Origin of the sequence: Clostridium pasteurianum BC1, assembly GCF_000389635.1 — a bacterium.
In the GTDB taxonomy this organism is placed as follows: Bacteria; Bacillota; Clostridia; order Clostridiales; family Clostridiaceae; genus Clostridium_I; species Clostridium_I pasteurianum_A.
In genome coordinates, this window is the sequence record NC_021182.1 from 830115 (window position 1) to 842708 (window position 12594).

9 protein-coding genes are annotated in these 12594 nt (G+C 28.5%); 3 read left to right on the forward strand and 6 right to left on the reverse strand.

Features of this window, described 5'->3' with window-relative positions; translation table 11 throughout:
- Positions 1–9 precede the first annotated feature (9 nt).
- On the forward strand, positions 10–288 hold the full coding sequence (locus CLOPA_RS25845; protein ID WP_015614176.1) for a hypothetical protein: 279 nt from the start codon (positions 10–12) through the stop codon (positions 286–288).
- 218 nt (positions 289–506) lie between these two features.
- On the opposite strand, the gene CLOPA_RS26385 is transcribed toward CLOPA_RS25845, so the two are convergent.
- The 4 genes from CLOPA_RS26385 to CLOPA_RS03935 form a co-directional block, all read right to left on the reverse strand.
- The gene (locus CLOPA_RS26385; protein WP_015614177.1) at positions 507–632 is read right to left on the reverse strand and encodes a hypothetical protein; all 126 of its coding nucleotides are present in this window, start codon (positions 630–632) and stop codon (positions 507–509) included.
- Between the two features lie 202 nt (positions 633–834).
- Positions 835–1821, reverse strand: coding sequence for a UDP-glucose 4-epimerase GalE (galE, locus tag CLOPA_RS03925; protein ID WP_015614178.1), 987 nt, complete (start codon positions 1819–1821; stop codon positions 835–837).
- Positions 1822–2393: 572 nt separating this feature from the next.
- Complete coding sequence (locus tag CLOPA_RS03930) at positions 2394–3395, reverse strand: LCP family protein (protein ID WP_015614179.1); 1002 nt, start codon at positions 3393–3395, stop codon at positions 2394–2396.
- Positions 3396–3608: 213 nt separating this feature from the next.
- Entirely contained in the window at positions 3609–6623 is a 3015-nt protein-coding gene (locus tag CLOPA_RS03935; RefSeq protein ID WP_015614180.1) for a histidine kinase, read from the reverse strand.
- A gap of 393 nt (positions 6624–7016) precedes the next feature.
- On the opposite strand from CLOPA_RS03935, the gene CLOPA_RS03940 reads away from it, so the two are divergent.
- Complete coding sequence (locus CLOPA_RS03940) at positions 7017–8144, forward strand: response regulator (protein ID WP_041710773.1); 1128 nt, start codon at positions 7017–7019, stop codon at positions 8142–8144.
- 119 nt (positions 8145–8263) lie between these two features.
- On the opposite strand, the gene CLOPA_RS03945 is transcribed toward CLOPA_RS03940, so the two are convergent.
- Both CLOPA_RS03945 and CLOPA_RS03950 read right to left on the reverse strand, forming a co-directional pair.
- Entirely contained in the window at positions 8264–9934 is a 1671-nt protein-coding gene (locus CLOPA_RS03945) for a hypothetical protein (RefSeq protein ID WP_015614182.1), read from the reverse strand.
- Between the two features lie 156 nt (positions 9935–10090).
- Positions 10091–10900: a glycosyltransferase family 32 protein gene (locus tag CLOPA_RS03950; RefSeq protein ID WP_347460070.1), complete on the reverse strand. Its 810-nt coding sequence runs from the start codon at positions 10898–10900 to the stop codon at positions 10091–10093.
- A gap of 367 nt (positions 10901–11267) precedes the next feature.
- Between CLOPA_RS03950 and CLOPA_RS03955 the strand changes: the two genes are divergently transcribed.
- Positions 11268–12578 (forward strand): hypothetical protein, encoded by a 1311-nt coding sequence (locus tag CLOPA_RS03955; protein WP_015614184.1) that lies wholly within the window; start codon positions 11268–11270, stop codon positions 12576–12578.
- The last annotated feature ends 16 nt before the right edge of the window (positions 12579–12594 follow it).

Consider the following 12594-nt stretch of genomic DNA (forward strand, 5'->3'; position numbering starts at 1 on the left):
TACATATTAATGAATTTAGTAGAAATTATTTTCAATTATTTTGTAATGAAAAAGGAATTGAATTTTAAGTTTAGTAAATACAATTATAAATTGATTTTTACTTCTATTGGAATTATAGTTTTAAGTGTTATTTTTGATTTATCTATTAATAATATATTATTAAAATATGCTAGTGAAGTTTTATTATTTTTAATATGGGCAGCTTTGTCTGTTAGGAGAAGAGATATAAATATGTTACTTTACATAGTAACAAAAGGTAAAAAAGGTAAACTTAAAAATGAGAATTAGCTGCATATAGCTAATATTAATGATGAAGAAGTAGAATTCAATAAATGGATAAATAAAAATTATAATGGACTTGTACCATTTTCAAAAACTATATTAAAATTCGTGGAAGAAGTGGGATATGATACTCCAGAAAAAGTAGAAACCATTTTTGATAATATGATTAATGCATTGAAATTAGAGGAAGTATTAACTGTGGATTAAAAAAGAGCCTTGATTTCTCAAAGCTCTTTTCCTTTAACACTTTCTTTTTCCTTTTTATTTTCTTCTTCATTTGAAGTTTTGTCTAATACAACTGCTGTTCCATAAGAGAAAACTAAACATAAAATAAAAATTATTATATACATATTAAATCACCCTAATATATATCGCTGTAATTTATATTATTGTAATACTCTAATTTAAGTGTCAAAATTATTATGCTGAATTTATGTTATATAGTAAAACTTAATTTCTAAGTATATAAAAAAGGACTTAGAAATTAATCTAAATCCTTTGAATTTTAATATTTAATTAGTTAGTCATATTATCCTTTGGCGTATCTACTAATTATTTTTCATAACCATTTACATGATTTTTATGCCAGTTCCAGGCTGTCTCGATTATTGTCTCCAATGAATTATATTTAGGATTCCAACCTAATTCTTCAATGGCTTTTTCAGAGGAAGCTATAAGAGTGGCAGGGTCGCCAGCACGTCTAGGTGCTATTTCTGCTTTAATATCTAATCCAGTAACTTTTCTAGTAACATCAATTACCTCTTTAACAGAGAACCCCTTTCCGTTTCCAAGGTTGTAGATTCTGCTGTCTCCACCATTTTCAAGTCTTTTTAATGCCAGAAGGTGAGCTGCAGCCAGGTCAGATACATGTATATAATCTCTTACGCAGGACCCGTCAGCAGTATTGTAATCATCACCGAATATCATTATCTTTTCTCTCTTATTAAGAGCTACCTGTAAAATTAATGGTATAAGATGACTTTCCGGTCTGTGATCCTCTCCTATTTTTCCATTTACATGTGCACCAGCAGCATTAAAATATCTTAGAGCAGTGTATTTTATGCCATAAGCTTTATCACACCATTTCAATATTTTTTCTACTGCCAGCTTGGACTCTCCGTATGGATTAGTAGGGAAGGTCTTATCGTTTTCCTGTATTGGAACACTTTCTGGTTCCCCATAAGTTGCAGCGGTAGAGGAAAATACAATATATTTTACATTGTGTTTTTGCATAACCTGTAAAAGATTGATTGTTGAGCCAACATTGTTGTTAAAATATTTTAATGGGTTTTCAACGCTTTCTCCTACCAAGGAGTCTGCTGCGAAATCTATAACTGCTTCAATTTCATTTTCAGAAAAAACTTTGTCAAGAAATTCTGTATCTCTCAAATCTCCAACATAGAGCTTTCCACCTAAAATAGAATCTCTATGACCCTTTTGAAGATTATCAGCTATGATAACCTCTTTGTTATTTTCTAATAGATGTGCTACCATATGGCTGCCTATATATCCGGCTCCACCACAAACTAAAATAGCCATAATAATACCTCCTAAAATTATGTTTTAATTAGATGATTTATTGACATTACTATATCCGTAGAATTAACCTCATATTTTAATTTCTACAAAATTTTATAAAATCCTTTATATTATCAGAAAAAGCATTTAGAAAAAATAATCTTAAAGTTGTAGGTAAATAAGTGTTAAGCAAGAGCTTTTAATATATATTGATAAGTTCTTGCTTAATATTTTTACTATTAACTTATACTCGATCAATTATCCCTTACAAAAATATACCTGTAAACGTTGATTTATCTAGCTTTGTGATACTTCATCTGACTAGGTGGAATTGAGTTGAACTATAGCATGGAATGTATTTGAATTAAGAAACTATAAAATAACTGTCTTTCTTCAATAGTTGAACTTTAACATAGGATAGATCGAGTACTTTGATTAAAAAAGAAAAATAGCCATTATAATCACACTCCTAAGTTTGATATAGTTAGCTTTTGTAGAATATATACTGTTATTAGCAACTATATGTTAGTATAGGTGAATTATAATGGTTATTAGCTTCATAGATATAACTAGATTTTAAATTATATTGAATATTACTTCAAATCACCCTCAAATATAAACTGATGAAGATCAGCCACATTGAGAGTCTTGTCCCATCCTAAGAAATAGGTGTCATTAATCATCTTAGTGTAATTATAGCCAGGTTTGTCCTCTGGAAGCCTGAACTGTTCAATAGTTCTAATTTTATTAGTGACTATATAAGAGACATCTGAAAGAATATCTGTCTTTGATAGTGAAGTTTCCACATCAGGGAAAATAGTATCAAGTGCAGCGGTAGCATCAGCAATATTCAATGAATATAGTTTTCTGAACACCTGAGTCAAAACAGCTCTCTGTCTTTCTGTTCTCTGGAAATCAGTTCTTCCTACATATCTTATTCTGGAATAGCCTAAAGCTTGTATACCATTTAGATGCTGCATTCCGCCTTGGGTCAAGAGTGGTGGAGTTGTTCCTTCAAGTTTTGCCGCTTCTCTTATATACCCATTGGCAACTTCCACTTCATCGGCAGATACATCCATGTCTATACCACCAACAGCATCCACAATTTTATCGAAATGGGTAAAGTCTACTTTTATGTAGTCCTTAATATCCATATCAAAATTACTGTTTATGGCTTTTATGGAGTATTGACCGCCGCCTTGCTTATAAATAACATTTATTCTATCCTGAGTTGTACCTGCAGTAGCTCCTTCACCTTGAATGTTATCAATAAGCATGTCCCTCATAAGAGATGTGATTTTTATCTTGTTGTGAGCCTTATCCAACGTTAGAATCATTATAGAATCTACAAGACCTGGATCAGTCTCAGGATCACGACTGTCTGAACCCATAAGCAAGATATTAGTATAATTTTTACTAATATCATTAGCAGTATTAAATCTTTTCGTATTTATACTAAGATCTGAAGGATTTTTTGATATCTTTGTAATTTTAATTTTTGATAGTTTGCTGTTAATAGCTAAATAGCCACTTCCGGCAATAATAGCAATGATTACAAGTACTATTGTAACAGGAACAAAAATTTTCTTTTTCATTGCTTTCCTCCAAAGTTTATTTTATATAAGATCCATTAAATTATATTATATACTTTTAATGAATAATGTTCCATCAAATGGAACAACATCTAATACGCCTTATTAGAATAATATATATATAATATTTTTACAAAAAAAGTGTCAATAAATACATAAAAATTCTTCGACTTACCTTAAAATTATTCAACATTATTTCGAATATTTATTCAAACACTATATCTTTAAAGTTATTGTTACTTTTGTTCCCTTATTTAGAGTACTCTCAATTAATAAATCAGTATTATATATGTGTTTAAGCCGCTTCCTTATATTTTTAAGGCCTATACCAGTTCCATCCGCTAGTTCCCCTAAAAGTACTCCTTTGAGTTTATCTTCACTCATACCTATGCCGTTATCTTCAACGGTTAAAATATAATTACCATTATTTTGTTTACCACAAATTAAAACTTTTCCTCCATTAGGTTTTTTTAGTATACCATGCTTTAATGAATTTTCTACAAGAGGTTGTACAATAAATGGAGGAACATAGATGTTATCGGAATTTTCAATATTAAATTCATAATATATTAGTTCACCAAATCTAGCTTTTTCAATGTCCAGATAATTACGTGTAAATTCAACTTCATCACACAGTAAACATTCTTTTTTTTCAATATCAAAATCAAAGCTATAGCGTAAATACATAGATAATTTTTCTATAAGTTCGATAGAAGCAGAAGGATCAGTATAGCAATAGCAAGTGATAGTGTTTAATACATTAAAGAGAAAATGAGGCTTAATTTGTGCCCGGAGAAAAGCCATTTCATTTTCTATGGATGTACTAATTGCCTTTTTCAAAGAACAAAGTGTATCTATTCGAGCTCTTAGTTCTACAATATCATAGGGCTCAAAGACACAGTCATTGGCACCAGCTTCAAAACTTTGTATTACGCTTTCTGATTCAACTCTGGAAGTTATTATAATTACTGGCAGTTCCAATTTGGTGTATTTTTTACGAAGACGACTGCATATTTCAAAACCAGAAATATCAGGTATTGCGGCTTCCATAATGGCAACATCAATATCCTTTTCATTTTCTATATACTTAAGTGCATTTTTGCCTATTATAAAGCCATTAACTGAAAAGTCAATTTGATTTAAAGCTCCAGATATAGCTTTAATATTGGGAACATCGTTAGCTATAATTACAGCAGTTTTATTAGCACCATCTGTTTTAAAAGTGATCCAAGGAGTAATGATATTATTTTTACCCAAATCTTCAAAACTAGGATCATTATTTCCATTGAATAACTTCTCATCAGATATATCTAATGTAAAAGTAAATTTATATCCTGAATATGTAGGCTTTATACTAATAATATTGTTGTGATTTTTAATAATATATTTAATTATATATATACTGACACCTAAATTGTCAGGTATAGTGGAATGTTTTTCATCATCCATAAAATGTCCTTGAATAAGCTCTATAGTTTCTAAAGGCATTCCTGAAGAATAGATATGAATATATACCTTTTTATGTTCAATCTTAGTTTTCACTAAAATATTATTTCTGTTCTCAGTGTGTTTAAGGCATATATTAAAAAGGTTGTAAAGAACCCTGGAAATCCAGTATCTATCAGCATATACCAGAGGAGTCTTCTCAGAATTTTCTGATGGAATATAGGAAATATCATTGCCTATTAAGTAAGAATATTCGCTTATTATACCTTTAAGAAGTATGGAAATTGAAAAGATTTCTTTATTAAATTTCAGTTCATCATACTGAAGTTTTGAATAGATCATAATATTATTCAGCATATCAAGTACTCTTAAGCCGCTTGAATGAATCTGCTCTATAGCCTTAAGTTCTGGGGATTCAATGTGTTTATAAGTTGAAGCTTTAAATTTCTCCGTAGACACTATAATGCTGTTAACTGGTGTTCTGAGTTCTTTTGAAACATTTACAAGGAATTCATCTTTCACAGCATTAATATAGATTATCTGATCTAAAAGTTCTTTATTTTTATTATAATTTCTGATATATTGCTTTGCAAAAACAAAAACAATACTGATCATAAGTGCAAAAACTCCAAAAGGAGCTAAGGGCATATCTACAATTCTAAAAAGATTATATGAATATAAAATGTCATTGGCAACTGTTGTGAAAATTAAAGAAGTAGCTATTAACATTGGTAACACATCTTTATTGCCATCTTTGAATTCTTTAACTAAAGTAAAAATAATAAAACTTAAATATATAATATGCAGCCAACTAAAGTAGTCCTGTAAAGCAGAAAAAATATTTGTAGGAAGTATTAAAGTTAGTAATGAAAGACTTAAAGCAATAATTACTGCAATATGGGTTGCTATTTGAGTAATTTTCTTTGAAAAAATACTGTTTATGTATAGAAGAAAAGTTACGCTAATCCAATAATATATAATCACTCCAATGGTAAGGGAAAGATGGAAACTAATATGGGGAAAATAATTTCTAGCAACATAGTTATATGAAAAGAATCTTGATAAAAGAATATCAAGTCCACATAGGGAAAAATATAAAAAACTTACATTCCTATTTTCTGTGAAAAAGATTATAAGAAAAAAGCAAAATAAAATAAATGTACATCCAGATAATAAATCGAGAAAAAATGTATTCCAATTATTAATAATCCTAATTTTTTCTTCTGAACCCATTATAATTGGTGATTTAAAACCTCCACGCCAGGTAGCATAATTTGAAACCTGAAAATTAATATAAAATTCATCAGAAGGAGCTGTAAAATAAGTGACCAGAGGAAGATATTCTGCTGCACCAGTATTAGAATTAGATGAGACAATACCATTATGAGCTATTTCCTTTCCTGAAATAATTAATCTATAGGCAGTAGATTGAGAATTTATCTTTAAATACAATTTTTCACCTTGTTTTGCCTTAACTTTTAAGCGGTATGTTGCGAAACCATATCCCGGAAGAGAATTTCCATGAATTACTATTCCATTCCAATAAGCAGGTATTGATGCGGGGGCATCTTTAGAATAATCTTTATCGTCAGAAATAAGCTTTTTCCAATAAAAATCCCATTTGCCAGATAGTACTATGGAATTTTCTGTGTAGGGATTCCAATTTGAAATATCAATTACTCCATTATCTATTTTGGGTAGATTTTTATTTTGATCATATTGAAAGAGAAAAATTAGGATAAGAGCAAATATAATACTGGTACAAATTATAAGTATTTTTTTCATGAATTAAATACCCCCTAAATACCTATTAAAAGACAATATGTAATATAAGATAGTATGCCGTAATATATATGTCATATATATATTACATATAAGATAGTATCCCGTAATGTATTGTGGTATAATATAAATAAATTGTAAATTAATGTAATATATATAATAAATTACATTAATTTCAAATAAATGCAATATTGTATAATAATGTTCAGAAAATGTACAGAACAAATTGGTATATTTTATGTAAAGAATTTATTACATAATAACCTATTTATAGGATTTAATCTATCAAAATATAAATTTAAATATAATACAAAAAAAATAAAAACAAATGTATTTATTTTACATATTGAAAAACAAATGTTGTTAGGCAATATGAACTACGAGAGGAGAAGACCTATGTTAAAAGCAGTAATTGTAGATAATGAAAAGCCTTCTATTAATATCTTAAAAATGTTTTTGGAGAAGACTGGGCAAATAATGGTTGTTGACACCTTTCAAAATCCAATAAAGGCACTCAATGAGATAGAAAAATTAAAACCGGATGTGATTTTCCTTGATGTAGAAATGCCTGAAATGTCTGGTATTGAATTGGCTAGTAATATAGCCCTAATGGATTATGATATTGAAATAGTTTTTGTAACTGCATATGATCAATACGCATTACAGGCTTTTAACGTTAATGCCGTAGCTTATTTATTAAAGCCTATTTTACCTAAAGATGTGAATAAAACCGTTAAAAGGCTAATGAAAGTATGTAGAGATTTACCAATGGAACAAAAAATTAAATCGCAAGCCAAAATACAATGCTTTGGATGCTTTGAAGTATACAGCAGTTCAAGTGGACAACCTATAAAATGGAGAACATCTAAGTCAAAGGAGTTAATGGCCTATTTCTTTCAAAATAGAGGTATGCCTATAAGTAAATGGAAACTTTGTGAAGTACTTTGGCCGGAAGGTAATCAGGATAAAATAGATATAAATTTGCATACCACTATTTATAAAATGAAAAAAACTTTGCGTAATTCTAATATTGATGTAGATATAAAGTTTATTAATAAAACTTATATTATGAATATAAAAGATATATACAGTGATGTAGGTGAGTTTGAATCATTAACTAATGATAAAATAGATATAAAAGATGATAATGTTGAACAATATGAAAGAGCCTTTTCCATATACACAAATAATTATTTAGAGGAAAATGATTATTTGTGGGCTATTGAATTGCAAGAAACTTATCTACAAAAATTTATAAAAATATCAAAGAATCTATCAGATTTTTATATAAAAAAGAGCAATTATGATGATGCCATTAGGGTTATAAAAAGGGGACTGGAAATATCGCCTTTGGAAGAAGACTTACATGAAAATTTATTATACGTATATGTATTAACAGAGGATAGAATTTCTTTTATACAGCATTATAATTTATTATGGGAATTATTTAATGAAGAACTGGGTATTGAGCCAAGGAATACTTTAAAAGGTATGTATAAAAAGATGATATTAAGCTGTGGATGAAAGGATTTTTTAATAAGGAATAATTCAGATAAATTTAGTGAGAGAACAAACTCCCACTAAATAAATTTCATTTTAAATTGGCAGAGTATTTCATAGGAAAGTTGATTTTCATAAGCAGATTAGAACTCATAGACTTCTAATCTATCTATATAAATACTTCCCGGACCGTTCAGAATAGCTAAGTTTAGCACTATTACAAAATAATTTGCCCAGCTTGGTCTTATGGATTGAATAGCCCCTGGAGCTAAAGTAGACCAATTGCTGTTTATTGAAATCCATTGTCCTAAATGACCTAGGTCTTGAGTCTTAGCAAAGTCTGTCAAATAAATATCCTGCCCATAGGTATGGGTGTGATTATCAGTGCCACCTGTCCCTGTTTTATTAACAGTAGTTGTTGTAACTATTTTCTGACCTCTAAGGGCATCTGCCCACATAGTGTAAAAGTCAATTGTGTTAGTTGGTATATTTATATTGGATTTCCATCTCAATCTGAAACTAACTCTCTTTGTATTAGGTTGTAATTTCACAAATAAATAGCAGCCGGAACTGGAATAGGCACCAAATTGTTTTGTAATCTTTGTTGAAAAGGCACCAGATTCAAAAACAGTAGTATCTCTAGCAACACTAATATTTTTTGCACTGAGAGTATTGTATATTTCATTATCTGTATAACTGAATACTTCTGCATCTATGCGTTTAGGTGAGAAGTTTAAACTGTTTTCATCCAAATAATTAGTAAAGAAACCAGTATATATATTATAGGACTTAGAACCTTCTATTTTAACAATTCCTCCGCCGGTAACTATATCATATTTACCCGTATTATTAAAAAGTCCACCATCAATATAAGAATCTTTTATATAAATTCCCTCACAATTAGTGCTCACATTAAAAGGGGCATATGCAGAGACATCTTGAAATACAAGTCTTGAATTACTTATTTCAAGTGTACCGCCGCTGCCTGATACTTTCATTTTACAGGAGCCTTCTATATGACACTGTGAAAGCATTGCTGCAGAAGAATTAATATCAAATTGCAAAGAATTATAATCAAAAGAGCATCCAAAGAAATAGAATTCACCTGAAGGATTTTGAAGGTTTACTGCTGTACCTGAATTATAAAATGTACATCCATAGAAGGATATACCCTCTCCATAATCAGTGTAACCTGATGGCATAATAATACAAGTATCACAATCAAATATATCTAAAGAAGTGTGTCTGATTAAATAAGCATGATTACAGTATCTAATACCAGCGGAAAATCCTCTTATATTTAGTTTCGTAAGATTTATATGAGCTACACCGCTTCCATTTACACTGCTGTCTATATTTAAAGCTGTAGAATTATTTCTTACAGTGCCGCTGCTTTTACCATCAATAAATAAATTTTTAATTTCACCAATGTGATTGTTAAAATAGGGTGGTATCCTAGTGGCGGTTACGTAGATGCTGGTTTGTGCAGGATTACCTGTAAAATCCAAAGTGGCTGAATTACCATCTAAATTTATATAAGATAAGTCTATTGTTAAAGAAATATTGCTAGAAGTGTCATAACTTGTTATTTTATAGATTTTAAATGCTTCTAATTTAGCTTTTTTACCTTGAGTTTTGCAGTCAGCTAATAATCTCAGAAATCTTCCTCTGTCATCGGTTTCACCTGTCATTCTTGGGTATGAAGATATTGAAAGTGTACTTTCATCTGAATTATATATATCTGCTGAGATTTCGTCTGATAAATTTTGTTTTGTATGGTTAACTTGGTAATTTTCAGTTAAACCTTTTATCATATTTGGTTACCTCCTCTTTTCTTGTAATATAATATGATGGGTAAAGAGGTTATGCACCAGATTATTAGATAAATTACATATATAAATATGATTATGGACGAGCAAAAAGGCGGTCTCACAATGCATATCTATGCATTGTGAGACCGCCACCTGAATTTATTCTTGTTTATAATTATTTTGTTTTCTCTGTTCTAAATATATTTTATAAAAGGGTGATGTTACTAAAGCTTTATAATGAGACATTTTTCCATAGAGTACTTCACCTGTTATAAATTTAATAAACTTTCTAAAATTACCTACTTTTTTATTGTACCAGGAACCGTTGTAATAATGAACTGAATAACCCATATTTCTATTATAAGTAGGACGCTCAAAATATTCCTTTGGATAGACAATAATATCATTAGCTCCGTCATTTAGAGTCTGTAATTTATTGTTTAATTGAAAGCTTGAAAACTCTTTCATAAAAAATCTAGTAAATAGGTCATTGTTATTTAAATTTACAGAATATGGATCGTTATCATATAATGCAAGCAGCTTTTTTATTGTTCCGTTGCCCTGTTTTGCACCAAATATTGCTGTACCTAAAGTACAGTCGAACATAAAACCTAAAAACATATCATTATTTAAAAATTCATCAAAATTCTTTTTCATTTCAACATCTGTGTCTAAATAAATACCACCATATTCATAGATGACATTTAATCTGACAAAATCAGATAAGAACGCATATTTTTTTAATTTATAGCTTTCACTGGCAAAGGGATGACAGTGAACATCAAAATTTTTCTCATTCCACTCTATAATTTCATAGTCTGTATTTTTTTTCCAACTAGTTATACACTTTTTCATTAATTGGGATTTGGGATTTTCACCAAACCAACAATAATGAATCTTCTTAGGAATATTCATTTTTTCCCTTCCTTTATTATATAGTATTATTAGTATTGTAATTATTTTTGAAATTTTGAAAGAGTAATCTACTCAGGTAGTAGTTAGTGAAGACTAATTTTTATATTAGTAAATATTTTATTTGTGATTTTATTAGATGAGTATAATATGAACTAAAAATATATATTAAGCATAGCATCAATTTCAGTATTTGTACAGAATTTTTAGTTATAATGGAGTATAATACCGATTATCTATGAAATATAAATTCCATGACATGAGATGTTATGTTAATATTACTTGTTATATAATAGATATGATAGTATAATAAGTTAAAATTGTAAAAATAATTATTTAAAGTAAATATAAAAAATCACTTACATATTAAGAATATTTATATATTTTTAATGATTATTAATTCTGAAAAAGTTGGGTGTAAATTATGACTATAACATTAACGGGAATTGTAATATTACCACTTATTTTAATTGTATTTATTTTTTGTGATATAAAATATTTATTTTATTTATTGTTCTTTTTCTCAGCGTTTACATCTACAGCTTTACTTAAATTTTCTGGCAGCGAAAAATCATTTCAAATATATCATGTAGTTGCAATAATTTTTATTATAAGAATTTTTGTGGAACTGAAAAGAAGAAATTTAAGTATACAAAATTTACATAGTAGAATATTATTTGTATTTATATTTGTATGTTTTTTTTCATTATTTTACCCACTTATTTTTTCTGGAGGTACTATTGTAAAAACCCCTTCAAGTGATAAGTATCTTCCAATATCATTTTCATCTCAGAATAGTACACAATTTTTATATTTATTACTAGGATATTTAACATATTTATCCGTGCTGGCATTTTTTAAAATAAAAGGGTTAAAGGCTAATAGTGTGTTAAATATTATTCGTATTACTTTATCAGTCATACTGATATTAGGTATTATTCAATTTATAATGCCAGTAAAAGCATATAACAATATCTTTAGAAATGATTTTCACAGTAATGACCAAATCGTGGCATTAGGAGTAAGAATTTCTTCTGTTACAATGGAAGCTTCGATTTTGGCACTATTTGTGACTCCTTTGTTTATTGGAGTTATCATTAATTTTTTTAATAAATTTAATTTACTGGATTTAGTTTTAATTATGTTATCTATAGCTATTAATTTGGAAAACGGCAGTTCTTCATTTTTCGTAGGAGTATTTATATTTATTGGCTTTGAAATATTTTTAAGCCTGTTTGTAAAGAATAAAAAATTGTCTCGTACAAAAATAATTATTGTATCATCAACATTATTATTAATTTTAGTATTAACTATAATATTTAAGGACAAGTTTATATATATTTTGGGAAATATAACTGGAAAGTTAAATGGACAGGGTGAATCAGGAAGTATGAGAAAATATGATTTTCAGTATCATATGAATGTATTTAAAAATTATCTTATTACGGGAATTGGATTTGGAAGTGTAAGATCAAAGGATTTAATATCCACAATTTTAGCTGATGTAGGACTGTGCGGAGGAATACCTTTAATAATATATATATCAGCTAGATTATATTTATTAAAGAGAATCGGCAGTGAATTTTCTAAAATATTATACGCCATAATGTTTGTTACTATAGCAGTGCTTTTTATTTCAGTACCGGAAATTTTTTACTTGTATATATGGATATATTTTGGAATAATCGATTATTTCCTGTTTAATAATGAGGATAATAGAGTAAAGATATATTAGAAACTTAATATTAATA